At 69.6% G+C, this 26,453-nt stretch carries 23 protein-coding genes; 12 read left to right on the forward strand and 11 right to left on the reverse strand.

The features are described from left to right. The coding region (locus D7Y11_RS28455; protein WP_126935269.1) for an ATP-binding protein at positions 1-1,925 on the forward strand (1,925 nt) is incomplete at its 5' end. Here the strand turns inward: D7Y11_RS28455 and D7Y11_RS28460 are convergent. Then, on the reverse strand, positions 1,926-2,720 hold the full coding sequence (locus D7Y11_RS28460; RefSeq protein ID WP_120578636.1) for a radical SAM protein: 795 nt from the start codon (positions 2,718-2,720) through the stop codon (positions 1,926-1,928). It lies immediately after the preceding gene. 80 nt (positions 2,721-2,800) lie between these two features. Between D7Y11_RS28460 and D7Y11_RS28465 the strand changes: the two genes are divergently transcribed. Then, on the forward strand, positions 2,801-4,393 hold the full coding sequence (locus D7Y11_RS28465; protein ID WP_126935270.1) for a S8 family serine peptidase: 1,593 nt from the start codon (positions 2,801-2,803) through the stop codon (positions 4,391-4,393). A 4-nt stretch (positions 4,394-4,397) separates the two neighbouring features. Here D7Y11_RS28465 and D7Y11_RS28470 read toward each other — a convergent pair whose 3' ends face one another. Further along, on the reverse strand, positions 4,398-6,326 hold the full coding sequence (locus D7Y11_RS28470) for an ATP-dependent DNA helicase RecQ (RefSeq protein ID WP_126935271.1): 1,929 nt from the start codon (positions 6,324-6,326) through the stop codon (positions 4,398-4,400). Between the two features lie 94 nt (positions 6,327-6,420). Here D7Y11_RS28470 and D7Y11_RS28475 point away from each other — a divergent pair, with 94 nt between their 5' ends. From D7Y11_RS28475 to D7Y11_RS28505, 7 genes are all read left to right on the forward strand, one after another. After that, positions 6,421-7,920, forward strand: coding sequence for an asparagine synthase C-terminal domain-containing protein (locus tag D7Y11_RS28475; RefSeq protein WP_158629144.1), 1,500 nt, complete (start codon positions 6,421-6,423; stop codon positions 7,918-7,920). Further along, positions 7,921-9,114: a glycosyltransferase gene (locus tag D7Y11_RS28480; protein WP_121754829.1), complete on the forward strand. Its 1,194-nt coding sequence runs from the start codon at positions 7,921-7,923 to the stop codon at positions 9,112-9,114. Continuing rightward, entirely contained in the window at positions 9,111-9,968 is an 858-nt protein-coding gene (locus D7Y11_RS28485; RefSeq protein WP_120578641.1) for an ROK family protein, read from the forward strand. The genes D7Y11_RS28480 and D7Y11_RS28485 overlap by 4 nt, the downstream gene beginning before the upstream one ends. A 23-nt stretch (positions 9,969-9,991) precedes the next feature. Further along, positions 9,992-10,933: an HNH endonuclease gene (locus D7Y11_RS28490; protein WP_121761050.1), complete on the forward strand. Its 942-nt coding sequence runs from the start codon at positions 9,992-9,994 to the stop codon at positions 10,931-10,933. Between the two features lie 137 nt (positions 10,934-11,070). Then, on the forward strand, positions 11,071-11,961 hold the full coding sequence (locus D7Y11_RS28495; protein WP_120578643.1) for a S1C family serine protease: 891 nt from the start codon (positions 11,071-11,073) through the stop codon (positions 11,959-11,961). Between the two features lie 12 nt (positions 11,962-11,973). Next, the gene (locus D7Y11_RS28500; protein WP_120597583.1) at positions 11,974-12,888 is read left to right on the forward strand and encodes a S1C family serine protease; all 915 of its coding nucleotides are present in this window, start codon (positions 11,974-11,976) and stop codon (positions 12,886-12,888) included. 72 nt (positions 12,889-12,960) lie between these two features. Then, complete coding sequence (locus D7Y11_RS28505) at positions 12,961-13,692, forward strand: phytanoyl-CoA dioxygenase family protein (protein ID WP_233597198.1); 732 nt, start codon at positions 12,961-12,963, stop codon at positions 13,690-13,692. A 3-nt stretch (positions 13,693-13,695) separates the two neighbouring features. Here the strand turns inward: D7Y11_RS28505 and D7Y11_RS28510 are convergent, their stop codons facing one another. Then, a complete protein-coding gene (locus tag D7Y11_RS28510) occupies positions 13,696-14,310 on the reverse strand; it encodes a hypothetical protein (protein ID WP_126935272.1) in 615 nt (204 codons plus the stop codon). 134 nt (positions 14,311-14,444) lie between these two features. After that, positions 14,445-14,681 (reverse strand): hypothetical protein, encoded by a 237-nt coding sequence (locus D7Y11_RS28515; RefSeq protein ID WP_126935273.1) that lies wholly within the window; start codon positions 14,679-14,681, stop codon positions 14,445-14,447. 165 nt (positions 14,682-14,846) lie between these two features. Between D7Y11_RS28515 and D7Y11_RS28520 the strand changes: the two genes are divergently transcribed. Next, positions 14,847-15,827: an oxygenase MpaB family protein gene (locus tag D7Y11_RS28520; protein WP_158642007.1), complete on the forward strand. Its 981-nt coding sequence runs from the start codon at positions 14,847-14,849 to the stop codon at positions 15,825-15,827. Here D7Y11_RS28520 and D7Y11_RS28525 read toward each other — a convergent pair. The 6 genes from D7Y11_RS28525 to D7Y11_RS43440 all read right to left on the reverse strand — a co-directional run bounded on the left by D7Y11_RS28525 (position 15,809) and on the right by D7Y11_RS43440 (position 22,603). Next, positions 15,809-16,807: a nucleotidyl transferase AbiEii/AbiGii toxin family protein gene (locus D7Y11_RS28525; RefSeq protein WP_233607416.1), complete on the reverse strand. Its 999-nt coding sequence runs from the start codon at positions 16,805-16,807 to the stop codon at positions 15,809-15,811. The two genes, D7Y11_RS28520 and D7Y11_RS28525, sit on opposite strands and share 19 nt — an antisense overlap. Continuing rightward, positions 16,771-17,352 (reverse strand): hypothetical protein, encoded by a 582-nt coding sequence (locus D7Y11_RS28530; RefSeq protein WP_120578649.1) that lies wholly within the window; start codon positions 17,350-17,352, stop codon positions 16,771-16,773. The genes D7Y11_RS28525 and D7Y11_RS28530 overlap by 37 nt, the downstream gene beginning before the upstream one ends. Before the next feature lie 104 nt (positions 17,353-17,456). Then, positions 17,457-18,044 (reverse strand): redoxin domain-containing protein, encoded by a 588-nt coding sequence (locus D7Y11_RS28535; protein ID WP_121754834.1) that lies wholly within the window; start codon positions 18,042-18,044, stop codon positions 17,457-17,459. Between the two features lie 67 nt (positions 18,045-18,111). Continuing rightward, positions 18,112-20,427: a protein-disulfide reductase DsbD gene (locus D7Y11_RS28540; protein ID WP_126935276.1), complete on the reverse strand. Its 2,316-nt coding sequence runs from the start codon at positions 20,425-20,427 to the stop codon at positions 18,112-18,114. 166 nt (positions 20,428-20,593) lie between these two features. Next, positions 20,594-21,946: a VWA domain-containing protein gene (locus D7Y11_RS28545; protein ID WP_120578652.1), complete on the reverse strand. Its 1,353-nt coding sequence runs from the start codon at positions 21,944-21,946 to the stop codon at positions 20,594-20,596. Positions 21,947-22,441: 495 nt separating this feature from the next. Further along, complete coding sequence (locus D7Y11_RS43440) at positions 22,442-22,603, reverse strand: hypothetical protein (protein ID WP_158620735.1); 162 nt, start codon at positions 22,601-22,603, stop codon at positions 22,442-22,444. A 452-nt stretch (positions 22,604-23,055) separates the two neighbouring features. On the opposite strand from D7Y11_RS43440, the gene D7Y11_RS28550 reads away from it, so the two are divergent. After that, positions 23,056-25,266: a (Fe-S)-binding protein gene (locus D7Y11_RS28550; RefSeq protein ID WP_126935277.1), complete on the forward strand. Its 2,211-nt coding sequence runs from the start codon at positions 23,056-23,058 to the stop codon at positions 25,264-25,266. An 86-nt stretch (positions 25,267-25,352) separates the two neighbouring features. On the opposite strand, the gene D7Y11_RS28555 is transcribed toward D7Y11_RS28550, so the two are convergent. Next, entirely contained in the window at positions 25,353-25,853 is a 501-nt protein-coding gene (locus tag D7Y11_RS28555) for an ankyrin repeat domain-containing protein (RefSeq protein ID WP_126935278.1), read from the reverse strand. A gap of 155 nt (positions 25,854-26,008) precedes the next feature. Between D7Y11_RS28555 and D7Y11_RS28560 the strand changes: the two genes are divergently transcribed. After that, positions 26,009-26,453: DUF3592 domain-containing protein (locus tag D7Y11_RS28560; RefSeq protein WP_148139235.1), on the forward strand; the 445-nt coding region annotated here is incomplete at its 3' end.

Below are 26,453 nucleotides of genomic sequence, written 5' to 3' on the forward strand. Positions count from 1 at the left end.
GAGGCTGGGGGCCGGGGCTGGTGGCGACGGCGCTCTCGCTGGTGACGGTGGACTACTTCTTCCTGTCACCGCTGGGGGACTGGGTCACCCACCCCGGCAACCTCATCGCGCTGGCCTTCTTCCTGGCGCTCTCGCTGTTCGTGACGCTGCTCAACGTGCGCCTGCGCCGCGCCAACGCGGAGCGCGCGGACCTGCTGGAGCGAGAGCGCGCCTCCCGCGCCGCCGCCGAGTACGAACGCGCGCGTCTGCACGAACTGTTCATGCGCGCGCCCGCGCACCTGGTCATCTTCCGCGGGCCCCAACACGTCTTCGAGCTGTCCAACCCCCTCAACTCCGCGATGCTGGGCAACCCGCCACGGCTGTTGGGCCTGCCCGCGCGCGAGGTGGGACCGAAGGAGGAGGCGGAGCGCGTGGCCCGGATCCTCGACCACGTCTACGCGACGGGCGACCCCTTCGAGGGCCGGGAGGTGTCCCTCAAGCTGCCACAGCCGGATGGCACCCTCCGGGAGTTCATCTTCGACGTCACCTACACGCCCACGCACGACACGCACGGGCAGGTGGACGGCATCGCGGGCTTCGGCTTCGACGTGACGGACCTGGTGCGCGCCCGCGCCCGGGCGGAGCGGCTGGCGCGCGAGCTGTCGCACAACGAGGAGCACCTGCGCCTGCTGGCGGGGGCCAGCTCCTTCCTGGCCACGTCACTGGACTACAATGCCACGCTGCGCAACGTGGTGCGCCTGGCGGTCCCCACGCTGGCGGACTGGTGCCTCATCGACAGCGCGCTGGAGGACGGCACCTTCCAGCGCATGGAGGTGGAGCACGCGGCCACGGAGCCGGAGTCGCTCGCGGAACCGCTGCGGTCCCGCACGACGTACGTATCGGGCCTCCCCAAGATGGCCGGCCCCGGGTCGATTCATCACGGGCAGCCCTTCTTCATCGAGAACTTCACCGACGACCTCCTCCCGCGGTTCACGAATGACCCTGAGCGCATCGCGCTGCTCCGGGAGCTGCGCGTCCGCTCGCTGGTGGTGGTGCCGCTGGTGGCCGGGGAGCGTTTGCTGGGGTTGCTCAGCTTCGTCACCACGCACCGCTCCGGCCGGAGCTATACGGCCGCGGACCTGCCCTTCCTCCAGGAGCTGGCCAACCGCGCCGCGCTCTCCATGGAGAACGCGAGGCTGTACCGCGAGGCGCGCGAGGCGGTGCGCCTGCGCGACGAGTTCCTGTCCATCGCGAGCCACGAGCTGAAGACGCCGCTCACGCCGCTCAACCTCAAGCTCCAGGCGCTGCGGCGCGAGATGGAGCGCCACCCGGGTCCGGTGCCGCGCGAGCTGGTGGAGCGCTACCTGGACGTGGGCTCGCGGCAGATGAAGAAGCTGGCGGAGCTGGTGAACGACCTGCTGGACGTGTCGCGCATCGCGGCCGGGCGGCTGTCGCTGGAGTGCGTGCCCATGGACCTGGTGGAGCTGGTGCGCGACGTGGTGGCCGCCTACGAGGGCCCCGCCACGCGCTCCGGCTCCGTGCTCCAGTTGGAGTGCGCGGACGCCATGACGATGGGCGTCTGGGACCGGCCGCGGCTGGAGCAGGTGGTGGTGAACCTGGTGGACAACGCCATCAAGTACGGCCAGGGGCGCCCCATCCAGGTCCGCCTGGAGACGCGCGACGGCAAGGCGGCGCTGACGGTGCGGGACCAGGGCATCGGCATCTCGGAGGAGTCCCTGCCGCGCCTCTTCGGCCGCTTCGAGCGCGCGGTGAGCGACCGGCACTACGGGGGCCTGGGCCTGGGCCTCTACATCACCCGCACGCTGGTGGAGGCCATGGGCGGCACGGTGCGAGTGGAGAGCCGCCTGGGTCAGGGCTCCGTCTTCACGGTGGAGCTGCCCCTGCTGCCCGCATTGTCGCCGGACGCGGGAGCGCCGGCGCCCTGATCAGGAAGCGGCGCGAGCACGCGGCAGCTGCGCGTGGGGTTCCCAAGGGCCGCTGGAGCCCAGGCAGTGGCGGCAGGTGGCGAGCGGCGTGTCCCGCTCCAGGTACGCCAGCAGGCGCGTGAGCAGGTCCGGGTCATCCAGCGGAACGCCATCGTGTTCGACGAGCGCGGGCAGGTGCGGATGCTCCGCGGCGAAGACGGTGGCGACGTGGGGCGGCCGGGTGCAGGTGAAGAAGCGGCCCTGGTGGACCAGGTGGCAGCGCTGCTTGAGCCAGCACGTGTCGAAGACGTCCCGCACCTCCGCGTCGGACGTGAGCGGCGCGTCCGGGGTGATGCGCTGGAAGCGGTCGATGGCCTTCACCGTGAGGTGGACGCCGTGCCGGTCGCAGCGCTCTGTGATTCGGGCGATGGAGCGTTCGGGCAGGGGCGCGGACGTGTAGAACGACAGCGTCATCCGGTCGAGCCGTTCGTACACGGCGTCGGGAGCGCTCTGCGCGAGGAAGCCGTTGGTGGTGACGGACACCTGTTCGGTGAGCCCGGAGGCGCGCACCACGTCCAGCACGGCGGGCAGGTCCGGATGGAGGAAGGGCTCACCGCCGGTGAGCTTGAAGACGTTGGGCTTGAGCACGCGCGCGAGGCGGCGCAGGTCCTCGGCCAGCGCCTGCGGGGACACGGCCCACGCGGGCAGGTGCGGCGACAGCGGGCAGCACTGAGCGCAACGCAGGTTGCAGTGCGTGGTGACGTGCGTCTCCAGGGACCAGGTGAGGACGCGGCTGTCGTGAAGCTCGTAGCGCACGGCGCGGGAGTCTAACCGACACACCCACCGCCCTGGGGGCCCGTATCCCTCCATGAAGTCCCAGGGGTACAGGTGCGCCCATGGCGCCGCCCGAGCAATTCGAGTCCTCGAAGCTCCGCACTCTCGACGTCCTCCTCCGTGAAGGCTTCGACCGGGTCTCCCTGGAGAAGCTCGTGGCCGCGCTCGTCGGAGCGGAGCCGTGGATCATCCGCCCGGTGCCGTTCGAGCCCACCGGCCGAGCGTTCGACCTCCTCCCTCCTGGCAGCGTCGAGCCGGGACAAGCTTGGGAGCTGGCGCGCCGTCTCCAGACAGACCCGAGCGTGGAGGATGCGGATCCAGCATTCGAGGCGGTCTACGCGGAACAAACCGCCGTCACGGACACGGCGCCCACGCTGCTCAAGGCACAGCCGGCGGAGGCTGGCCCCGGGACGCTCAACGAGAACGATTGCGACTGGAGCCCGCGCTTCGTGAAGGCAGGCGAGGCGTGGCAGCTGGCCGGCGGCACGAGCCAGGGCGAGGGCATCCTCATCGGCCATCCGGACAGCGGCTACCTGCCCAGCTCCGAGCTGGGACCGAACTTCACGCCGAGCCTGGGCTGGGACTTCATCGACGATGACCCCACGACGGAGAATCCCGGCGGAGGCCACGGGCTGGGCACCGCGAGCGTCATGTCGAGTCCCTACAACGACCCGAGCGCGGACGGACCGAAGCTGTTCGTGGATGGAGTCGCGCCGAAGGCAGAGGTCATCCCGCTGCGCGTCGCGAAGCCCACGCTCTTCGTCCCCTCGCCCGTGCTGTTCAACGTGGGCGTCGACCGGCTGCGCGACTCCATCGGGTTCGCCATCCAGCGGCGGGTCCATGTCATCAGCATCAGCCTCGGGTGGCTGCCCAACGCGGGGCTGCACCGGATCATCCAGCAGGCGGTGCGCGAGAACATCATCGTCATCGCCGCCGCAGGCAACTACACGGGCCCCATCGTCGTCTGGCCGGGCGCGTATGACGAAGTCGTCACGATGGCCGCGTGCAACGCGAGCGCGCAGCCCTGGGCCTTCTCTGCCTGGGGCAAGGCGGTCGACGCCACCGGTCCGGGCGAGAACGTCTGGGTGGCGCAGCCCGCCGACAAGGTCGGTCAGAGCAGCGGCACCTCGTATGCGACGGCCACCGTCGCGGGAATCGCCGCGCTCTGGTTGGCGCACCATGGCCGGGACAACCTGCTCGCGAAGTATCAGGGAGGGCCAGCGCTCTCGCAGGTCTTCCGCCATGTGCTCCGCGCCACCTGTGACAGCTGGCCTCAGAGCCAGCTCGCGTGGGGCGCCGGCCTCGTCAACGCGAAGGCGTGCCTCGAAGCCCCGCTCCCGGACGTGACGGAGCTGGAGTCGTTCACCGCGAGGGCACTCCTCCATGAGTCCTCGGACACCGTGGCATCGACCTTCAGCGGCCTCCCGCAAGCCGACGTCCTGAGAGGCCTTGCGACCACGCTCGGGGTCGATGAACAGAAGGCGGCGCGGCTCGACTCGGAATTCGGGCGTGAGCTGCGCTTCTGGGCGCTCACCCATGCTCCCTTCCGGCACGCGCTCCAGGAAGGAGCAGGCAGGGACCGTCAGGCGCTCAGGGCGAAGGCCCAGGTCGTCCTGCCCCCCTTCTCACCGAGCCTGCGGGCCGCGATCCGCTGAACGTTCACCGGCCTTCACAGAACGCCAGCACCTGGGCGAACGGCCACTCCGCAAGGGTGCCGAAGAGCTTGTGACCGCTGAGCTTCGCCTTGGAGAGCGCGGGGCTGCTCAGACCACAGAGGAAGCGGGCGGCCTGCCTGGGATGGCCCAGCGCCTCCGGGTGCTTCGCGACGAGCGACCGGAACGTGGCCGCGTCCAGCTGTTCGCGCAGGTCCGGCCGCGGGTGCGGCGGCGGCAGCACGCGCGCCACGCCCGTGCGGCAGTAGGTGCAGTGGCCGCACGGTGCTTCACGCTGCTCACCGAAGTGGGCCACCAGCGCATTGCTCTGGCAACCATCGTGCGTGACGAGCCGGAGCACGTCGCGCACTCGCGACACCTCCTGGACCTCTCGCTTCTGGAAGCGCTCCTGCAACAGGGCCACGAGCGCCTTCGCGTCCTCGCGCTCGCGCAGCCGCGTGAAGCGCTGACGCGGTTCGGCCACCTGCACCTCCGCGTAGCCCTGCTCCTGGAAGTAGTCGATCGCCTTCACCACGCGGTCTCGCGGCTGGTCCAACGCCTTCGCGATTTCGGCGGGGTCGAACGTGTACCAGGTGCGCCCCTTCTTCGCGTGCGCGAACAGTTCCTTCACGAAGCGCGCGCGCTCCCCCTGGAACCTACCCACGAGCGCGTCCACCGAGCCCGCCGGCTGCACCTTGTAGCCCGCGTAGAACGGCGTGCCCTGGCGCAGCACGCCCTCCAACTCCAGGTACGTCAGCGCCGTGCGCAACACCAGGGGCCGCAGGTCGTGGCGGTTGCCCAGCGCATACATGTCCAGATGCAGCTCCGGCCCCGAGGACAACAGCTCCTTCACCAGCGCCGTCAGCGCCTCCGGTAGCGGCGTGTCTCCGAGCGCGAAGTTCTCCAGCGTGGGCACGTCGTCCGGGCACGCGAGCAACTCCACGACGGATGAGTTGCCATCACGGCCCGCGCGGCCGATCTCCTGGCTGTAGCTCTCCAGGCCCTTGGGCAGGTTGTAGTGATACACGGCGCGCACGTCCGCCTTGTCGATGCCCATCCCGAACGCGATGGTCGCCACGACGATGCCCTTCGAGGAGTGGGTCCACGCGTCCTGCACCCGCTCGCGATCCTCGGACTCCAGGCCCGCGTGGTAGGCGCTGGCGGGCAGGCCCTCCGCGCTCAAGAGCGCCGCCACACGCTCCGCGGTCTTCTGCAGCGTGACGTAGACGATGGTGGTGCCGGGCGGGCGCGACTTGAGCCGCTCCACCAGCAGGGCATCGCGCGCCTCCAGGCCCGTGGGCGTGGTCTCCAGCGTGAGGTTGTTCCGGTAGAAGCCGGTGACGACCGCTTGTGACTCCGGGATGCCGAAGCCCTCGCAGATGTCATGCACCACCTGCGGCGTGGCCGTGGCGGTGAGCGCCAGGATGCGCTCGGCCTGGAGCGTGCGGGCCGCCTGCGCGAGCTTGAGGTAGTCCGGCCGGAAGTTGTGACCCCACTCGGAGACGCAGTGCGCTTCGTCCACCGCGAAGAGGGAGATGGGGAGTTCGCTCAAGAGCCCCATGAAGCGCTCGTTGTTGAAGCGCTCGGGGGCCACGTAGAGGAGCTTCAGCGTTCCGTCGCGCAGGGACTCCGTTACTTCGCGCGACTCCTCCAGCGACAGGGAGGAGTCCAACCGCGCGGCGCGGATGCCTCGCCGCTCCAGCGCGTCGATCTGATCCTTCATCAACGCGATGAGCGGTGACACCACCACCGTGAGCCCTTCGAGCAGCAGCGCGGGGAGCTGGTAGCACAGCGACTTGCCGCCGCCCGTGGGGAACACCGCGAGCGCGGAGCCGTGGGGCTTGAGCAGCTCCGTGAGCACCTCGCGCTGTCCGGGCCGGAAGGACTCCAGCCCGAAGCGCTCCCGCAACACGACGTCCACCGCATCCGTCCTCATGTCCCGCCCTTCCCTGTTCGCGCTGTCCAGGAGGGTTATCTCACCCTCCCTGACTTTCCGCTGGCGACTCCCAGATCCCTATGATGCGGACCGCATGCCGACCCGACCGCCCAAGGTGCCTCCCGCGCGTGGCCTGTCTCCCCGCGCGATGAGCGACCTGCTGTTCCATGCCCGTGCGTCCAACGCGGACCTGCTGCCGGACACTGAGCCCATCGGCGTGGCGCTGCCGCGAGTCATCCGGGAGGCGGAGGCACGGGATGAGGACGGGCTCGCGGCGCGGCTGCTGGCCGCCTGGTCCGACACCGTGCGGGCGCATGTCGAAGCGGGCACGCACGAGGTGAGCCTGAGCGGCGGGGTGGACAGCGCGGCCTTGTGCGCGATGGCCGCGCGGCATGCACCAGGAAAGGTGCGCGCGTGGACGATGGACGTGCACTTCGCGGACGCGGTGGAGCGGAGCAACGCGCGGCGGATGGCGAAGGTGACGGGCGCGGAGCTGGTGGACGTGCTCATCCCGGACTCCGTGCTCCCGGACCTGTTCGAGCACGCGGTCCTCGCCAACCAGACGGTCATCCTCAACGCCCGGGCCGTGGCCAGCTACGTGTTCTATCTGGAGGCCCGGCGGCAGGGCGCGGGCCCGGCCCTCCTGAGCGGCGCGGGGGCGGACGAAGTGCTCCAGGGCACCCCGGGCGCGCTCGCCTCCGCGAAGGCCCGCGTGGATGAAGACCGGATGCTGGCCCTGCGGGCCCTGAAACTCGAAGCCCTGCCGGTTGTGGACAACTTGCGGACGCCGTTCCGAGCCAGCTCGCGCGATCATGCAGGGTCCCCCGGAGTGGCACGGGGGGCTGTGGACAACTCGGGGAGGCCCCTGGGCAGGGCTCCGCGTGGCGATCAGGAATCAAAGCCATCCACGGGGCATTTCCCCTCTGGAAACGGCGCTTCCGATCAAGCCGTGGGACGCCGTGAAGACTCCACACCTGTGGACAACTTGAGGACTGTTTCCGAGCGCCTGAACAGCGATCACGCGTCGCGCGGCCCCCCTGTGGACAACCTGGGGACCGTGCTCGCCTCGCTGCCCGCGCCGTGGGAGCTGCCCTCGCAAGAGGCGCTCCCCTCCGAGGAGCTGCGGTACGCGAAGTGGGTGCTGGCCGAGCTCATCCTCCCGCCCGAGCTGCGGGGCGCCCGGGCCCATGGGCTCACGGTCCGCACGCCGTACCTGGACGAAGGCTTCGCGCGGGTGGCGCTGGCCCTGCCGGAGTCCGTGCTGCAGAGGGACGGGTTCGGCAAGTGGCTGTTCCGGCACGCGGTGCGGTCCCTGGTGCCGGACGAGGTCCGCCTCGCGCGCAAGACGCCCCGGTATGGGCATACCGCCCTCTCCAGTCCGGTGCGGTCACGCTGGCTGGAGCTGTATCGCGCCTGGCTCTCTCCCGATCGGCTGTACTCCCTCGAGGTCATCGATACGCAAGCGATGCTGGGCTTGATGACTCGCTACATCCGCATGTCCCCCGATGACGCGCAGGCCGGACCGATGGATCGGTTGTTGATGCGCCTCATGTCCCTGGTCATGCTCCAGGCCCACACCAAGGCGCCCCCCTGAATGTCCCGAGTCCTCATCGCCACCTCGCCCGAAAAGGGCCACCTCAACCCGATGGTCGGCGTGGCCCAGTGGCTACGCCGCCTGGGGCACACCGTCGGCTGGCTGTGCATCCCCGAACCCGCGCCGCAGCTCGAATCCCTGGGCGTGGAGGTGCTGCGCCTGCCGCACGCCGAAGCCACGACGCCGGGCATCGAGACGGGAGGCGAAGCGCTGGCGAAGCTGGTGCTCGATGACGTGGCGCTGGGGAAGTGGATCCGGGGCCTGTTGCTGGATTCGGTCCCCTCGATGCTGGAACCCGTGCGCGAAGTGGTGCGCGCCTTCCGTCCCGACGTGATGGCGCTGGACGGGATGCAGTACGCGGCGGTGCTCGCGGCGCACACGGAAGGGATTCCCTGGGCAGGCGTGTCCTCCGCGCTGACGCTGCTGGAGCCAAGGCCGGAGATTCCCCTGCTGCGCAACGTGCGGGCGCTGAAGGACGACCGTCAGGCCCTGTTCCGCCGTCACGGCTTCGACGCTCGCTTCCGCACCTGCGAGTGCCTGTCGCCCCGGCTCAACATCATCTTCGCCACCGAGGCCTTCCTGGGCCCGGACGCGGGAGTGCCCCCGGACACGCTGCTGGTGGGTCCGTCCATTCCGCCGGAGCCACGGGGCGACGAGATGCCCTTCCCCTGGGAGCGGCTGGGCGAAAAGCCGGTGCTGTACGTGTCCTTCGGCAGCCAGATTTCGTATCAGCCGGAGCTGTTCCGGCTCATCGCTGAGGCCGCGAAGCCCTTCGGCGTGACGCTGGTGTTGTGCGCGGGCGAGCTGGCGGACACGGACTTCCCGAGCACGCTGCCCGGTGACGTGGTGGCGGTGCGCTACACGCCGCAGCGGCAGGTGCTGGAGCGCGCGGCGGCGTTCATCTCCCACGGCGGCGCCAACTCCGTGATGGAGGCGATGACGGCGGGAGTGCCGATGCTGCTGCTGCCGGTGTGCAACGACCAGCCCGTGCAGGCGCACTTCCTGGAGAAGGCCGGAGCAGGGCTCGCGAGGGACCCGAAGACCCTCACGGTGGAGTCGTGCCGCGAAGCCATCGCGCAATTGCTGGCACCGAAGTCGCCGATGCGCGACCGCGTGGAGGAGATCTCCCGTTCCTACCGCGCGCATGATGGGGCGAAGACCGCCGCTGAACGCATCGCCGGGCTCGTGGCATGAGCGCCTCCAGGTGGAGTCCTCGCCGGCATCCCCCTGAAGGAATCACACCGCTGGAGGTGTGGAACCTGCCCGTGTTCGGGCGCGAGCTGTGGGAGCTGCTGGGCTCCCCGTGGGTGGAGGACGACCGGCGTGCGGGAGTTCCCGGAGCCAAACTCGCGGCCCGCGTGATGCTTCCGCTGGCGGAAGCGCTCTCGCTGCTGGTGAAGAAGCACGCGCCGGATGCGGCGTACCTGAGTGGAGGTCTGGCGGAGCTGGACGGCTTTCCTGCCGCGTTGAGGGAGGCCACGGCGTCGCTGCGCCGACCGGTGCACATCGCGCTGTCACCGCGCTTCGCCCCCGTGCGCGCGGGGCTGCGCATGCTGGAAGCCAAGGGTGCGCGAAGTCCGCTCTGCGTGGACGTGGGCCAGACGAGCATCAAGCTCGCGCGTCCAGGAGCCACTCGTGTCGTTGAACGGAACCTCACCAACTTGCCCCCGCTGTTCATCGGTCAGCCGCGTCCCGCGGACGGCCATCACATCCGGGACACGGTGGCGTTCATCTCGGGAGCGCTGCGGACGTTCCTCGCGGAGGACTCGCGCGAGCCTCCGGATGCGCTGTGTCTGGCATTGCCGTGTCCGCTGGATGAGGCCCTGATGCCCGGAGGCTGCACCTACGGCTTCGAGGGCACGGCCTCCCTGGTCCCGGACATCCTCGCCCAGGCGGGCCTGCCGGACACGGGAGGCAATGTGCTCGTTCTCAACGATGCGGAGCTGGCGGCCGAATCCGCGCGGCGGGCTCCGCAGGTGAAGGGACGCCGCGTGCTGTGCCTGTCCCTGGGCTTCGGCCCGGGGGGAGCCCTGCTCGAACGGGGCTGAGCCTGGTAACCTGGTCGTGGACCGTGCCCACGCCCTCCGACAACGACCAGGCCATCCGACTGGCGGCCTTCAATGCCTTGCAGGCGTTGGTGGAGCGGCACGGTGAAGTGCTGCCGTGGGAAATCATCGCGGAGGGCTTCCAGCTCCACGGCGAGCAGCACCTGTTCGCCAACCGGACGCGCGGCATCTTCTGGCCCCGGCAGATGCAGGAGACGGCGCTGTCCATCAAGACCACCGTGCCGCGCGGAAGCCGCGTCGCCCGGTACGACGATGACAACATCGCCTCGGACGGAGCCTTCCTCTACAAGTTCCAGGGCACGGACGCGGAGGCGCGAGACAACCGTCGGCTCCTGCGCGCGCAGCAACTGGACGCACCGCTCATCTACTTCTACGGCATCGAGCCCGGTTTCTACCGGCCCCTGTGGCCCGTCTACATCTCCGACGTGGACCGCGCCTCGCACTCCTTCCACGTCGTGGTGTCCGAGCCTGAAACCGTGAAGCAACTCCAGCCTCAGCGCTATGTGGCGGACGCGAAGCTGCTACCCCTGGAACGGAGATACACGACGGTGCAGGCCAAGAAGCGACTGCATCAGGCAGCCTTCCGTCAGCATGTCCTGAACGCCTACGAACACCGCTGCGCGGTCTGCGCGTTTCCTCGCATGGAGTTGCTGGACGGCGCACACATCCTTCCGGACCGCGACGAGCGAGGCCACGCGGAAGTCCCCAACGGGCTTGCGCTCTGTCGGCTCCACCACGGCGCCTTCGACACGAACCTGATGGGCTTCCGACCCGACGGCGTCATCGAGCTGGCGCCCAGCCTGCTCGCCACCCGGGACGGCCCCACGCTGGAGCACGCGCTGAAGGGCTTCGTGGGCAAGACGCTCCAACTGCCGCGCGCGAAGGAACTGCGCCCCAAGAAGCTCTATCTGGAAGAGCGCTACGAGCGCTTCCGCAAGGTGAGCTGAATCACCCTGCCCGAAGCACCAGGGTCCTGACTGGAAGGAGAGGCTCCCTGCCTGAATGGGTAGGTCGCCGTCCTGCCCGGTCCGCCGATGTGGCGCGATTTCGAGCCCTTTAGTTTCAGGCTCGAAAGGAACACGCCATGTCCACCGACACCCTCCAGTCCCTCTCGCAGTCCATCTCCGCCGTCGTCGAACGCATCGCTCCCTCCCTCGTCCGCGTCGAGGCCCGCCGTCGCCGGGGTGCCAGCGGCGTCATCTGGGACGCCGACGGTCACATCCTCACCACCAGCCACGCCGTTGAGCACGAGGGCTCCATCCAGGTGGGCCTCGCGGACGGCCGCTCGGTGTCCGCCGAGCTTGTCGGCCGCGACCCGAGCACCGACCTCGCGCTCCTCAAGGCCGACGCCAGTGGACTCACCGCGCTCGCGCCCGCGCCGCTCGATGACGTGAAGGTGGGCAACATCGTCCTGGCCATCGGCCGGCCGGGACGCACGGCGCGGGCCACGCTGGGCATCGTCAGCGCGTTCGGCGGCGACTGGCGCACGCACGCGGGCGGCCAGGTGGACCGCTACCTGGAGACCGACGCGGACCTGCCTCCGGGCTTCTCCGGCGGCGCGCTGGTGGACGCGCAGGGCCGCTTCCTGGGCATCCCCACGGCGGCCTTCTCCCGCACCGCCGCGGTCGTGATCCCCGGCGGCACGCTGACGCGCGTGGCGAACTCCCTGCGTGAACACGGCGGGATCCGCCGCGGCTACCTGGGCGTGGGCGCCTACCCGGTGCGCCTGCCGCGTGAAATCGAAGGCACGAAGGCGGGCCTCATCCTGCTCTCCGTGGATCCGGACGGGCCCGCGCAGAAGGCCGGGCTGGTGCTGGGCGACGTGCTGGTGAGCCTGGGCGGCCAGACGCTGCACGGCGTGGAGGACCTGCTGGGCTACCTGGGCGACGAGAAGGTGGGCGCGTCCATCCAGGCGAAGGTGTTGCGCGCGGGCGAACTGCGCGAGGTGCCCATCACCGTGGGCAAGCGTTCTTGAAAGGAGCCGGCGATGAAACTATTGCAGCAACTCTCGGATGACCTGGAAGGACTCGTGGCCGGCGCGGCTCCGGCGGTGGTGGGCGTGGAGCACGCGCGCGGCCACGGCACCGGCCTGTTCCTCACACCGGATGGTTACGTGCTCACCAACCGGCACGTGGTGATGCGCACGCCCAAGCGCCTCACCGTGCAGCTCCACAACGGCGAGGAGCGCCGGGCCACGCTGGTGGGCGGGGATGCACCCACGGACCTCGCGGTGGTGCGTGCGGAAGGCGATGACTTCCCCACGCTGCCGCTCGCGGATCCGGAGACGGTGCGGGTAGGGCAGCTGGTGATGGCCATTGGCAATCCCTTCCGCCTGGAGCAGTCGGTGTCGCTGGGCGTGGTGAGCGCCATCAACCGCAGCATCACGCTGCCCGACGGCGTCATCCTGGAGGGGATGCTCCAGACGGACGCAGCCATCAACCCGGGCAACTCCGGCGGGCCGTTGCTCGACACGCGAGGGCGCGTGGTGGGGCTCAACACGTTGGTGCTGCCGTTCGCACAGGGGATTGGTTTCGCGGTGAGCGCCACCACGGCGGCCTGGGTCGCGAGCCTGCTCATCCAGCGCGGCCGGGTGGACCGGAAGTTCCTGGGCATCGCCGCCACGGCGGTGAACCTGGAGCCCGCGCTCGCGAAGGACACCGGCCAGCCGCGAGCCGTGCGCGTGTTGAAGGTGCAGGAGGGCACGCCCGCGGACGATGCCGGTCTTCAGCCGGACGACCTGCTGCTCGGCATCAACAGCCGGCCCGTCAACAGCGTGGACGACCTGCAGCGGCTGATGGCGCTCGCCACCGAGGAAGAGGTGCACCTGGACGTACTGCGCAAGGGCCGCCGCAAGGACGTCTCCGCCCGGGCCCGCCACCGCCGCGAACCGGTGGCGGCCTGAGCCTTCCGGGCTCCGGTTCCACCGGGCAGGTGTCCCGCGTGGAACCGCGCCCCCGTTATGCTGCGCTCCACGATGTCCCCATCGACGGCGCACGACATGGCTTCGGAGGAGCTGGCCGCACGCATCGAGCGCGAGGGCTTCGCCATCCTCCCGCACGGAATCACGCCGGCCACCGCGGATGCCCTGCTCCAGGCCCTGCGTCCCGTGAATGAAGAAGCCGCGACCTCCCAGCGGCGAGGCGGCGTGCGAAACCTGCTGGAGAACGTGCCCGCCGTCCGCGAGCTGGCCCGCTCAAATCCGGTACGCGAAGCCGCTGCATCCGTCCTGGGCCCACACTGCTTCGCGGTGCGAGGCCTGCTGTTCGACAAGACACCGGACGCGAACTGGAAGGTCATCTGGCACCAGGACCTCACCGTCGCCGTGCGCGAGCGCCGCGACGTGCCCGGCTTCGGTCCCTGGTCGGAGAAGGCCGGTGTGCCCTGCGTGCAGCCCCCCACGTCCGTCCTGGAAGGCATGGTCGCGGTGCGCGTCCACCTGGACGACTGCGGAGAGGACAACGGTCCCGTGCGCGTACTCGTGGGCTCACACCGTGAAGGGCGACTGTCCTCATCGAGCATCCCCGGCTGGCTCGAACGAAGCGCTCCCGTGGACTGCCTCGTGCCCCGCCGCGGACTGCTGGTGATGCGGCCCCTGCTGCTGCACGCCTCGTCACCGTCACGCGTCCCCGCGCACCGACGGGTCATCCACCTGGAGTTCGCGGCACGGCCCCTGCCCGGCGGGCTCGAATGGCACGCGCGCGTCTGAGGCTCACGGCCACGTCAGCATCAAGCCCACGCCATCCGGCGCGGGCACCAGGCGCGCCGTGAGCTCCCCGTTCAGCTTCGCGTTGAGGAACGTGAGCACGCCATCGAACACCAACAAGAACGCGCCCTGCACGAGCACGCTCTTGCCCCAGCCTCGCAGGCGCTCCGAGTCCTTGCGCATTCCGCGCTCCCACAGGAACCCGCCGAAGGCGATGTAGCCCACGTCCAGGCCCGCGTTGAGGAGCAGCACCTTCTCCATCCGCTGCCCTTCGGACAGGCTGCGCGCCAGGTCCCACGAGGCCGGATCCGCCGTCGCCTGCCCGTGATAGCCGAGCCCCGCGATGACCAGGTTCACCACGTTCCAGGCCGCGTTCGCCTGGAAGAAGGCCCGCGTCTCGCCTTCGCTCGCGAAGTGTCCGGCGACGCCCGTGCCGATGTTCAGCACCGCCCAGCCGAACAGGATGCCCATCGCGGTCTGGTTCACACGCACCGCTTCCGCGTTGTGCCGCGCGAGCCACGCCTTTGCGTCCGGGGCAGGCGTCTCCTGCGCCACCCCTGGCATCGCGAAGAACAACAACACCAGGACGCAGCAGGAACGCACGAGGCGGGCGGAGGCCATGGCGGCACTCTAGGCTCCCAGGCCTCCAGGCCGTGCGCCTCCCGCCCGGCGCGGCCTCAAAACCTGTCCGACTGTTGGACAGGTTTCCGCGGCTCGGCTCCCCGGCGCCCCCGCCCGCCGAGCGACGGCCAACGCTACCGGTCGCCGTCGTCGCTGAGCGGCGGCGCTTCCCTCGCGGGCTCCGTGCCCTCCTGCGCGCCGTAGCCGCCAATGCCCTTCTGGAGGATGCGGTCCTCGCCCACGTCCTCGTCCGTCACGTCGCCCCGTTCGGTGCCCGGGCGCTGGTGCCTGGATTCACGCTCCAGTTCCTCCGCGCTGTGGGTATCCGTGCGCTCAGGCCCCTTCACCGGCGGCCCCTTGTTGCTGGCCATGGTCGCGTCTCCTGTCTGGATGTCCTGCCCTCCAGGACAAGGTCCGGCGCGTCCCATCCCCCGACAAGGCCACTGCATCAGACACACGGGTCGGCAGGGGCACGGCATGCCGTCATGGAGCGGGGTAGCATCACCAATCGCCTTGCTTCCCGGAGCCGCCCCGCCATGACCGACCCGGCCCATCACCCCGAGGACGCTGTCCCCTCCGGCTGTCCCTTCAGCGGCGAGGGAAGGCCTTCCGCCGCTCGCGTGCCCGGCCCCATCTATCGGAAGCCGTTCTGGCGAGCGCGTCTGCCCGAAGTGAGCCGGGAGATCGCCTCCCTGGATGCACGGCGTGACTGCCAGCGCATCGTGCACCTGCTGACCAACTACGAGTTCCCCTTCGACATCGTGCGGTCCACGGAGATCGCCCTCTTCCACACCTACGGCAGCCGCTCCGTCTCACGCCTCCTGGACCGCACGGGTGAGTTCAACAAGCGAGGCCAGAAGCGCTACGACGACACGCGCATGCTCATCGCGCGGTTCATGGAGTGCGGCTGGGAGGGCGAGGCGGGACACCGTTCGCTGGAGCAGATGAACCACATCCATTCCTTCTTCCGCATCCCGAACGAGGACTTCCTCTTCGTGCTGTGGACGTTCATCGACTTCCCCATCCAGTGGATGCAGGAGTTCGGCTGGCGTCCCTTCACCCAGCACGAACAGGAAGCCTGGTTCCATTACTGGTGCGAAATCGGCCGCCGCATGAGCCTGAAGGACATCCCCGAGAACAAGCCCACCTTTGATGCCTTCATCCGCGACTACGAAGCGCGCGAGTTCGTCCCCGACGCCGCCAGCCACCGCGTGGCCCAGTCCACGGTGAACATCCTCGCCGGCTGGGTGCCACGCCCGCTGCGTCCGCTGGTGGCCCCCATCAGTCTCAGCCTGGTGCCGCCGCGCCTGCTCCCGGCCATCCAGTTCGAATCCCCACCCGCCTGGGTGGGCGGCCTGGTCCGAGGCGCCCTCAAGCTGCGCAAGCGCATCAAACGCCACGTCTCCCTGGAGCGCTACCCGTCGACCCTGGAGACGACGCTCAACCGCACCTACCCCGGCAATGCCTACCGCATCGAAGGCCTGGGCCCGGACTACGCTCACCGCGACGCGGAATGAAACCGGGTGAGCCAGGCACAGAGGGCCGCCACGGATTCATCCAGCGTCTGACGTGGTCCCCAGAACATCGGGGCGATTGCCTCGAAGGCGGCCTGGATGGCCGCGGTGCCTTCGCCGCCTGGGAGGAAGTGCCGCGCGTCACCAGCAGGAGGCGCATCGATCTGCTTCTGCCGGATCATCTCCTCGGCCAGTGCACGGACGTCCGCGTAGTCAGGCAAAGGAGGTAGCGCATCTTCGGCTGCGATGATGCGTGCCGCGTCCTCGTAGTGGCGCACGAAAGTGGCAGGCTCCAACGGCTCCTTCTGGAGCCGTCGCTGGATGGCATCCACCTTCTCCAACAGCGTGACCAGGGGATGAACACACCGCACGGCCCTGGGGCGGTTGTCCTTGAAGTCCGCGAGCTGCTGCTGGGCCTCAAGCTCTTCGTGGACGAATGACGCCATGTCGCGCCGGACAAAGGGTGTCACCCGCGCATTGCCGACTTCCAGAAGGACGAAGGGACGCAGGATTCCCACCATGCCGCCCAGATGCTGCGCCGGATACAGGATGCGCACGCTGGCGGAGCGCCAGTACCGATCCGCTCCGTCGATATCCAGCTCCGTCCGCGCCCCGGGAACCTGGATGCGCTCGGCCAGCGCCTCGAAGTACGCCCGGCGGGCCTTCGTCGCTCCTGCTCCGGTGCGGCTCCAATCCATCACCCGGGGAAGCTCGACCGACCCTGCCTCCAGCTTGAGGTCCAGGTCTTCCGAGAACCGCTGGATGAGCGAGAAGCCCTTCGAGAGCGACGTGCCGCCCTTGAACCAGACCTCGAAGCCCGCGTCATGCAGGGCCCACAGCGTATGGGTGACCCAGTAGTCCTTCTCTGTGAGGCCCAGGGAGAGCCGCCGCTTGTCGGCGACGATTCGTAGCAGTTGATCGAATTCGAGGTCTTCGTGGATGAAGGTCATGCAGAGGCAGAGCGGATCGCTTCGTGGATCCACTCACGCGTGCTCTGCCTACCAAACCGGTCAGACATCTCCCCGAGCCGCCGGGCATCGAACGCGCCTCGCTTCAGTGCGCGCGTCAACGCACGCGTCAGCTCCGCGGGCACGACGCCTGCACTCCCGGCGTTCTCGAAGAGATCCACCACGAACCATTCCAGCGTCGGGGGCTGGGGGAAGGCGACCCGCCGCAACTCGAAGGTCCTCCCCCCCAACTCGAAGCGACCCGAGCGCTTCGTGTTGTAGACGAGCGCCGAAGCGAAGACCGCCGTGGATCCCAACCCGAGCGCATTCCATCGGTCAGGCCCGGTGAAGACGAACGGGCTGCCCTCCAGGAACGCCTTCATGATGGCTTCATCGGACGGAGCCACCACGCCGAAACGCCCCCGCTTCGGACAGGCATAGAGCCCATGCGCCAGGGGAATCAGCACGCCCTCGCCCACCAATCGCCGGGCCAGTCGGGGCGCATTCACGCCCCACGTGGCCAGCTCCTTCGTCCGATAGACGCGGCCCGGCTCCAGCTCGGGATGGACGGCGGCGGGCATGATGGTCCGAAATTTCCCGAAGAAAAAAGACAACGTCAACTTCGAAAAAGCCCGCGTCCCCTCGCGGGAACACGGGCCTTCAAACCTCATGACGTCACAGAGGCTCAGCTCTTGTACTTCACGGAGCAGCCGTACGGCTCGGAGGTCGCGGTCGGCACCTGCTTGCCGTTGAGGAGCGCGTCCACCGCCGTCTGCACGTAGTTCACCTTGGTGGCTTCCTTGCCGCGCGGGTCGTTGTCGATGGCGCCCGCGTAGCGGACCACGCCCTCACCGTCGATGACGTACATGTGCGGCGTCGTCTTCGCCGCGTAGCTCTTGCCCACCGCGCCGTCCGTGTCCAGCAACACCGGCTGGCTGAAACCCTCCTTCTTCTTCCAGTCCGCGGCGCTCTTCGCGTTGTGCGTGGAGGACGAGTCCACCGTCAGCCACACCACCTTCTTCGCGTCGAAGCCCTTCTGCGTGTTCTGCATCGTCTTGGCATCGTAGTGCCGCTTCACGAACGGGCACTCCGGGTTCGTCCACTCGAGCACCACCACCTTGCCCTTGTACTCGGACAGCGAGTGGGCCTTGCCCGCCTCGTCCTTCAGCGTGAACGCCGGAGCGGGCTTGCCCACCTCCGCGTTGTCAGCCGCGAAGACGGGAGCGGACACGAAAGCCGCGGTGAGAGCGAGTGCCTTGAAGACCTGCTTCATGACGGAACCTCCAATGAGTTGAACGCTGCGCACGAACGAACAACACAAACCCGACTTCACTCCCGGCTCAAGGCCGGGCGCACACCACCGAGCCACCCTTCAACGGCGACCCACACTCCGCCGCGCGCTGCACCGCCGTGATGACGCTGTCCGCGGTGAGCAGCTCGTTGAGCACCTCCGGCTTGTCCGGCGCGCCCGGGCTCAACACCAGGTACATGGGCACACCCGCGCGGCCATGGTCCGCCAGCTTCGTGGTGATGCGCGCGTCCCGCCGCGTCCAGTCCGCCACGAAGAACGCCACGTTGTGCTTCAGGAACGCCTGCCGCACGTCGTCGCGCGACAGCACGGTGCGCTCGTTGAACTTGCACGTGAGGCACCAGTCCGCCGTGAAGTCCACGAACACCGGCTGACCCGCCGCCAGCGCCGCCGTCACCGCCGCCTCATCCCAGGGCTGCGCTCCACCGTGCGACGCCACCGCGCCGCGCGTCTCCAGCGACGCCTGCGCCTCCTCGAAGCGCAGCGCCACCGCGCCCGAGCCCACCAGCACGAGCACCGCCAGCGCCACCGTCACGCCCCGGCGCCCGCCCTCCAGCCCCTGCGACTGGCCGTACAGCCACGTGACCAGGCCCACCGCGATGAGGAACGCGAGCAGCCGCGCCATGCCGTCCACGCCGGCCAGGCCGCCCATCACCCACACCAGCCACACCGTCGTGCCCAACAGCGCGAAGCCCAGGAACTGCTTGCCGCGCTCCATCCACATGCCCGGCCTGGGCAGCCGCTTCATCAGCCCCGGCACCAGCACCAGCACGCAGAAGGGCAGCGCCAATCCCAGCCCCAGCGCCACGAACACCGCCACCACCGTGGCCGGGCCCGCCGCGAAGGCGAAGCCCACCGCCGTGCCCAACAGCGGCGCCGAACACGGCGTCGCCAGCACCACCGCGAGCACGCCTTCTCCCGCGCTGCGCATCAGCCCGTGGCTCTGGTCCACCTTGCCCGCGAGCGCCGTGCCGTCCGCGCCCAGCGTGTAGACACCGAAGAGGTTGAGCGCGAACGCCACCAGCACCGCGCTCACGGCCGCCACGAACAGCGGCTCCTGGAACTGGAAGCCCCAGCCCACGCTGGCACCACCCGCGCGCACCGCCAGCACCGCGCCCGCGAGCAGCAGCATCGTCGCCAGGATGCCGCCCGCGTACGCCGCCGCGTGCGGCGCCACCTTGCCCTTCTCCTCCTGCACCATCCGCGTGAAGCCGTACACCTTGAGCGCCAGCACCGGGAACACGCACGGCATCAGGTTGAGCAGCGCGCCGCCCAGGAACGCGAACAGGAGCGCGACGCCCAGCCCCAGCGGCGACTCACCCGACGCCACTGGAGCCGCGGCCGAGGGCTTCACCTTGCCCACCGCGTCCTTCACCGACGGGACCTTCAGGGGCGCCACGCCCGCCACCGTGCCGTCCGCAACGACCGGCGCGAGTGCCGTGTCCACGTCCACCGCAGTGAAGCCCGTGGCCTTCGTGCCCAGGCGCAGCGCGCCCGTGAGCCGGGGCTCTCCCTTGGGCACCACCGACGACGCCTGGCCCTTCAGCGCGAACGTCCCCGGCGCCGTCTTCGTCAGCGCCACGCTGTCCACGCCCAGGATGCGGCCGGGCACGAAGAAGTCACCCTCCACGTCTCCCGCGTAGGGCTTGCCGTCCGCCGCCGTCACGGTGAGCTTGCCGGTGAACGGCTTGCCCGCCGTCAGCGACGTGCCATCCAACGCCAGCGCCACGCGCGGCGCGCCCTGCGCCCCCACCAGCGAGGGCACCTGGGCCTGCGCGGCGTCGAACTGCGGCGCGAACTCCGGATCCGTCACCGTCTCCGGCCCCACCGGCAGCGTGCGCGTCAGCACCAGCTGCGCGGGGATGCAGTGCACCTTGCACGCGAGCGCGTCCACCGCCGCCGACACGTTCAGCGTACCCGTGGCGTCCTTCGACACGTGCGCGGGCGCGAACAGCAGCACCTCGTCGTGGTAGCCGTGCGTGGTGATGAAGCCGTCCGGCGTGCGGAACGTGCTGGGGAAGGGCCAGCGCAAATCCCCCACCGTGACGCCCGGCACATCCCACGACACCTCCGTGGCCAGGCCGGAGTCGCCCGGGTTCTTCCAGTAGACGTGCCACTCCGGGTCCAGCTTGAGACGCACGCCCACGCGGAAGTCGCCGCCCGCCTTCACCTGCGTGGCGTCCAGGAGCAGCGCACCCTCCAGGCGCGGGTCGCCCTCGTCCGGCGCGGTGCTGCCCACGGCGGTGGGCGGAAGCGCGGCCTGGGCCCACGTCGCCAGCAGCAACGCGCCCACCACGCCCAGCCCACCGAGCCGGCTTCCAGACCTCTTGCTCCACCGATGCGTCATGCGACTCCCGTTAATCCACCTGGAAACGCCGTGCTACCTGGGATGCGTCCCCGCGGGATGCACTCAACCTTCCGGGCAGCCGGGCATTCCGCATGCCCGCACGCCCGGCGTCAGGGACCACCCCGGGCCCCCGCGCCTTCCCCATACGCTCAGGGACTCCGGACGGTTACGACTCGCCGCCGCCCGTCTTCCAGGGCAGGAGCCCCCCGCTGTCCAGGGTCACCGCCTGCGGTGGAGGCGCGCCGCCGTTCGCCACGGCGGGCAGGGCCGCTCGCGGAGGCGGGCCCACATTCACCGCGGCCGGAAGCGCCGGCCCGATGCGGCTCATGGTGATGCGCGACACCTCTGACTGGGCCCGGCGCACTCCCAAGGCGGACGGCTGGGCCGCACGGCGCTCCACCGCCCGGCGCAGGTCCGCCAGCCGGTCCACGTGCCGCTGCGCGGGGACCTCCGCGGAGCCCAGGCGGGCCAGCTTGTAGAGCCCCTTGTCCGCGCCCTCGAGCGCCCGCTCGGCCGCGTCCTGCTGACGGCGGGAGAGTGCCTTCCAGGCGGCGGCCTCGTGAGACACGAGCTCCAGCTCCGCGGACACCGCGCGCACGAAGCGGCCCTCGTCGCTGTCAGGCAACAGGCGCGTCACGGGCACGGACAGCCGCCGGGTGTCGCCGTGCTCCGTGTACGAAGCGGTGACGGTGAGGTTCCAGTCGCCCTTCTCCAGCACGCCCGCGAAGAGGACTCGGCGCGGGAACGCGTGCGACACCGCTCCCAGCGCGGCGCTCATCGCGTCACCCTCCACACGCGACGGGTAGCGGTGACGGCAGCGCAGGTCCGCGAAGCCCGTGGGCAGCACGTACACGCGCGCGTCCGCCACCACCTCGCCGAACAGCTCCGCGCCCAGCGCGCCCACCGCCAGCGGCAGGCCCTCCGCGTCGTCCACGTGCGTGAAGCCCGTGCCGGACGGGCCGGTGAGCGCCTCCAAGATCTCCGGCAGGTAGTGCTTGCCCAGCCCCAGCGCGTGCAGCGCCACGCCGGAGTCGTGCACCCGCTGGCCCAGCACCTTGAACTCGCCCAGCGCGGTGGGCCCCACGGAGGGCTCGCCGTCCGTGAGCATGAGCAGCTGCGGCCGGGCGCCCGGCACCAGCACGCGCCGCACGGCCTCCGCGCCGTTCTCCACGGCCTCGTGCAGCGCGGTGCCCTCGCCGGAGTCCAGGCGAGAGAGCGTCTTCAGGAACGCTGCCTTCGCGCCCGGCTCCATCGCGCGCACGGGCAGCACCTGCTCCGCGTCGGCGTCGAACGTGAGCAGGCCCACGTAGTCCTTGGGCCCCGCCCGCTCCACCAGCGCGCGCGCCGCCTCCACCGCCGCCGCCAGCGGCGCGCCCCGCATGGACGCGCTCCGGTCAATGACCAGGTTCACCGCAACCGGGGCCCGAGGCGTCTCTGCTTCGGCCTCCAGGGTCACCAGCAGCAGCACTTCGCGGCCGCCGTCCGCGTCGCGCTCCACTGCCCACGCCGTCTGCTTCATCCGCACTCCCGCATGGTGGGTGGCCCCATCCCGCTCATTCGACCGACGCGATCGCCGTCGCGACGGCCTCCTGGCCCCGGACGCCCCTGCACGGGCCCGCGTCCGCCCTGAAGTCCTGTCGCTGTTCATGGAGGATGTCGGGTTTCCGGTCGTGAAAGCAACGTGTCCGACCCGACCAACCCCTGGTCCTACGAGCCTCCACCCGGCACCGGCGATCACCCATCCGGCGTGCCTCGGGACGGCTCGCGTCACCCACGGACACGCGGATTCCGGCGGGTTCGTTCAGCCATTTACGGATTTACTTCCTGGAAGGTCCTACACCGGTCATTCCGGGGACCGCTCCGGAGGGCTCGACCCGACCTTGGACGGGGAGCGTCACGGCATCCAGCGCACTGCATCAGCGCCCGGGAGTGCAAGTCCCGGAACCTGTCCGACGGTCCGACAGGTTCGACAACGAAGGCCCCCGCGCAGGCCACGGGCCGCGGGGGCAGGGCGTCACTCCGCCACGTGCCAGCCGCCCCAGGCCTCTTCGTCCAGGTGGCCCCAGCGCCGCTCGTCCGTGGAGTCCAGCGGAACCGAACGGCCGTTTTCACCCGTCGCGGACAGCTCCAGGTCGTCCAAACCCTCGTCCAGGTACGTGCTCTCGTCGTGGCTCATGTCCGGCTCCTCGGCGCTCCATTCACGGGGTGTACGGCCTTTGACGGCTCGCGTCCCCTTGGACGCCCTGCGTCGGTCACCGGGCCCGCCCCATGCGGGTCCCTTTACAAGCACTTCTTGACCGATTTACGAACATGTTGGGAGCCCGCCCCGATTTTGTAAAGCCCTCGGGACAGCAAAGTTCTGGGACACTCCGCCAGACCACGCCCGGCCGCCTGCCTTCCAGCACGCCAGGCGTGAGGATTTCGCGCACGGCAGGTCTGGGGCGGAGGGTGGGTGGGCACCACCCTGGACGACGGTCTGGAAGCAGTGGAAGGAACGCTGCGGGACACGGTCCCCGCAGAGCGCTTGATTCGCGAATCACCCCTGCTAGGGTTGACAATCACTCCAGAATTGCCGCGTCGCAGCAACCGGCGTTGCCGCCGTGCGGCCCCAGAGGGTCCCGAGGTTCCATGAACCCCATCATCACCGGCCTGCTGCTGGCAGGCGCAGTCTCAATCTTCATCATCACGATGTCCGGCCGCGTGGGCGTGCTGCTCGCGATGAAGAAGGAGAACCGGCTGGACCACATCCCCTACCGCGTGGCGCAGCTGGTGCGCTTCGGGTTGGGCCAGAAGCGCATGGTGGATCCAGAGGAATTCACCCCGGGCCTGTTCCACATCTTCATCTACGCGGCGTTCATGGTGCTGGCGCTGCGCACCATCATGATGTTCGCGATGGGCTTTTCGTCCACCGCGCTGGACGTGCTCACCGACCTGAGCCACCCGGCCTGGGACGCCGCGCCGCCGCTGCTGCTGCTCTACAAGGTGTACCTGCTGACCAAGGACGTGGTCGCGGCGCTGGCGCTCGCGGGCGTGGCGTACTTCGTGTGGACGCGCTGGAAGGTGAAGCCGGACCGCATGTCCCAGTCCTGGGAGGCCTACCTCATCCTGGGCTTCATCGCGGGCCTGATGATCACCGAGTTCATGTTCGGTGGCAGCCACATGGTGGCCGCGCACGCCGCCGCGCAGCAGGTGGCGGTGGGCGCCACGCAGGTGCCGGCGGCGCCGTCCGCGATGGTGTGGTGGGAGCCCGTCACCAGCCTGACGGGCCTGGCGATGATGCCCCTGGGCGTGACGGCGTCGCACGTGCTGGGCGTGGCGGGCTTCTTCATCCACCTGACCATCATCCTGGCGTTCCTGAACTTCCTGCCGCTGGGCAAGCACTTCCACATCATCACGGGCCTGCCCAACGTCTTCTTCCAGCGCACGCACTCCACCGGCAAGCTGCCCACGCCCAACCTGGAGAAGGAGGAGTTCGGCGCCGCCACGGTGAAGGACCTCACCTGGAAGAACGGCCTGGACCTGTACTCCTGTACGGAGTGTGGCCGGTGCCAGACGCACTGTCCCACGTACATCACGGGCAAGCCGCTCACGCACAAGGCCGTGAACCAGGACCTGAAGCACTGGCTCTGGGACAACGAGCGCTGGGTGGAGGAAGGCTACGGCCCCAACGGCGTGAAGGAGCCCCTGCCTGAGATTGTCGGCAGCGCGCTGAAGGCGGAGACGGTGTGGGCGTGCACGAGCTGCGGCTGGTGCGAGCAGGCCTGCCCGGTGTTCATCGAGAACGTCCCGCGCCTCATCGACATGCGCCGCTACCAGGTGCAGGTGAAGGCGGAGTTCCCGGCGGAAATCCAGCGCGTGTTCGAGGGCATGGAGCGCCAGGGCAACCCCTGGGGCATCGGCCAGGACCAGCGCGACGAGTGGGCGGCGGACCTGGCGCTGCCCACCTGGGGTGACGGCGGCGAGTACGAGTACCTGTTCTTCGTGGGCTGCGCGGGCAGCTACGACGACAAGCAGAAGAAGGTGAGCCGCGCGCTGGTGAAGATCATGCGCGAGGCGGGCGTGTCCTTCGCGACGCTGTCCAAGCAGGAGATGTGCAACGGCGACTCCGCGCGCCGCATGGGCAACGAGTACCTGTACCAGACGCTGGCCAAGACGAACGTCGAGTCCTGGAACGCGATGGGCGTGAAGGCGGTCATCACGCAGTGCCCGCACTGCTTCAACACCATCAAGAACGAGTACCCGGAGTTCGGCGGCGAGTACCGCGTCATCAACCACACGCAGCTCATCAACGAGCTGCTCAAGGACAAGCGCATCAAGCTGTCCTCGGTGATGAACGCCGGAACGAAGCTGACCTACCACGACCCCTGCTACCTGGGCCGGCACAACGGCGTGTACGACGCGCCCCGTGAAGTGCTCAAGAGCATCCCGGGCCTGGAAGTGGTGGAGATGCAGCGCAGCCAGCGCGAGGGCTTCTGCTGCGGCGCCGGTGGCGGCCGGATGTGGATGGAAGAGCACATCGGCACGCGCATCAACCACAACCGCATCAACGAGGCGGCCCTCACGCTCAAGCACGCGGAGGATCCCAACACGCCCTACCCCGACGCCGCGGACAAGAAGAAGCCGGGCATGGTGGGCGACTACAAGGAGCCGGGCGGCAAGGGCATCGTCGCGGTGGCCTGCCCGTTCTGCTCCACGATGCTCAACGACGCGAAGAACGACACCGGTCGTGAGCAGATCCAAATCAAGGACATCACCGAGCTGGTCGCGGACTCCATGGAGACCACCAACAAGGGCGGCACCGTGAGCCCCAGCCCCGTGGTGAGCGCCAAGCCGGAGTAACGCAGGTCCGGCTCCAGATGTGACGAGGGCCCGGTGGCTCCCCACGGTGGGAGCGGCCGGGCCCTTCGCCTTTCCGGGCTGGAAGACTACTTGCGGCCCTTGAAGGAACCCTTGGGCGCGTTGCCCTCCGAGCGCAGCACGCGCTCCAGGCGCTTGGTGGCGCCGGCGTCGCCCAGCTTGCCCGCGACGTAGGCGCCCGCGGAGGCGAGCTTGCGGCGGAAGTCGTCGGGCGCGACCTCGGACGCTCGCGAGGGACGCGCGGGAATCTCGTCGATGCCCTGGTTCTTGAGCAGCGTGCGCGCCATGTCCTTCTCGTCGGCGGTGGCGTGCGGGGACAGGAGCGCGCAGACCCGGAAGTGGCCGTAGGCGGCGGCGGCGACGAACGGTGTCTCGCCCACGGAGTCCGGCAGCGAGGGGTCCGCGCCGGCATCCAGGAGCGCCTGCACCAGGTCGTCCTGACCCGAGCGCGCGGCCATCATCAGCGGCGTACGGCCCTCGTCGTCGAAGGGGTTGGGGTCCGCGCCCGCGTCGAGCTGGGCGCTCAAGGCGGCGCGGTCACCCGCGGCGACGGCATCGAACAGGGACACGGTGCGTACCTCCGGACAGGACGCGCGGGAGCATGGCGTTTCGGCGAACGCGACGCCAGGGAGGGACCCGCGCGCTGGCTCTACGGCGGGGCGTGGAGGGCATTGCCGTTTCGCGTCGCCGGGTGCCCGCTTAAAAGGCGGGCAGGAGGCACGGCGTGGCTCTCTTCGCGGCGCGGGTCCTGGGTGCGACGTTCGTGGTGCTGGGCGCGTCCATGCTGGTGTTGACCTGGGGGTCGTACCGGCGGGACATGGCCCTCCTGGCGGAGGGGCTGCACGCGGAAGGCACGGTGGTGAAGAAGGAGTTCCTCGCGGCCTCGGATGACAGCGACTACATCCTCGTCTACGCCTTCACGCCCCAGGGCGGTGAGCGCCAGGAGCACCGGCGGAACATCTCCTCGAAGCTGTGGAAGCGGCTGCGCCCCGGGGACCGCATCCAGGTGCAGTATGGCCAGAGCGACCCGCGCCGCAGCTTCCCGGAGGGCCACGGGGTGATGTCGCTGGGACTCGCCCTGTTCCTCAGCTTCGTGGAGGTGTTCCTCACCCTCATCGGAGGGGTGGCCCTGCTGGCGAGGGCCGAGACAGACACGCCCCAGGTTGCCT

This window comes from Corallococcus sp. AB018 (genome assembly GCF_003986945.1).
GTDB classification, from domain to species: domain Bacteria; phylum Myxococcota; class Myxococcia; order Myxococcales; family Myxococcaceae; genus Corallococcus; species Corallococcus exiguus.

Excerpts from the sequence above, each read along its gene's own strand:
- D7Y11_RS28515 (WP_126935273.1), bottom strand. The coding sequence starts at position 14,681 with ATGGCCAGCAACAAGGGGCCGCCGGTGAAGGGGCCTGAGCGCACGGAT.
- D7Y11_RS28550 (WP_126935277.1), top strand. The coding sequence starts at position 23,056 with ATGAACCCCATCATCACCGGCCTGCTGCTGGCAGGCGCAGTCTCAATC.
- D7Y11_RS28470 (WP_126935271.1), bottom strand. The coding sequence starts at position 6,326 with ATGAGGACGGATGCGGTGGACGTCGTGTTGCGGGAGCGCTTCGGGCTG.
- D7Y11_RS28480 (WP_121754829.1), top strand. The coding sequence starts at position 7,921 with ATGTCCCGAGTCCTCATCGCCACCTCGCCCGAAAAGGGCCACCTCAAC.
- D7Y11_RS28505 (WP_233597198.1), top strand. The coding sequence starts at position 12,961 with ATGTCCCCATCGACGGCGCACGACATGGCTTCGGAGGAGCTGGCCGCA.
- D7Y11_RS28495 (WP_120578643.1), top strand. The coding sequence starts at position 11,071 with ATGTCCACCGACACCCTCCAGTCCCTCTCGCAGTCCATCTCCGCCGTC.
- D7Y11_RS28465 (WP_126935270.1), top strand. The coding sequence starts at position 2,801 with ATGGCGCCGCCCGAGCAATTCGAGTCCTCGAAGCTCCGCACTCTCGAC.
- D7Y11_RS28535 (WP_121754834.1), bottom strand. The coding sequence starts at position 18,044 with ATGAAGCAGGTCTTCAAGGCACTCGCTCTCACCGCGGCTTTCGTGTCC.
- D7Y11_RS28485 (WP_120578641.1), top strand. The coding sequence starts at position 9,111 with ATGAGCGCCTCCAGGTGGAGTCCTCGCCGGCATCCCCCTGAAGGAATC.
- D7Y11_RS28520 (WP_158642007.1), top strand. The coding sequence starts at position 14,847 with ATGACCGACCCGGCCCATCACCCCGAGGACGCTGTCCCCTCCGGCTGT.
- D7Y11_RS28540 (WP_126935276.1), bottom strand. The coding sequence starts at position 20,427 with ATGACGCATCGGTGGAGCAAGAGGTCTGGAAGCCGGCTCGGTGGGCTG.
- D7Y11_RS28545 (WP_120578652.1), bottom strand. The coding sequence starts at position 21,946 with ATGAAGCAGACGGCGTGGGCAGTGGAGCGCGACGCGGACGGCGGCCGC.
- D7Y11_RS28510 (WP_126935272.1), bottom strand. The coding sequence starts at position 14,310 with ATGGCCTCCGCCCGCCTCGTGCGTTCCTGCTGCGTCCTGGTGTTGTTG.
- D7Y11_RS43440 (WP_158620735.1), bottom strand. The coding sequence starts at position 22,603 with ATGAGCCACGACGAGAGCACGTACCTGGACGAGGGTTTGGACGACCTG.
- D7Y11_RS28530 (WP_120578649.1), bottom strand. The coding sequence starts at position 17,352 with ATGCCCGCCGCCGTCCATCCCGAGCTGGAGCCGGGCCGCGTCTATCGG.
- D7Y11_RS28475 (WP_158629144.1), top strand. The coding sequence starts at position 6,421 with ATGCCGACCCGACCGCCCAAGGTGCCTCCCGCGCGTGGCCTGTCTCCC.
- D7Y11_RS28500 (WP_120597583.1), top strand. The coding sequence starts at position 11,974 with ATGAAACTATTGCAGCAACTCTCGGATGACCTGGAAGGACTCGTGGCC.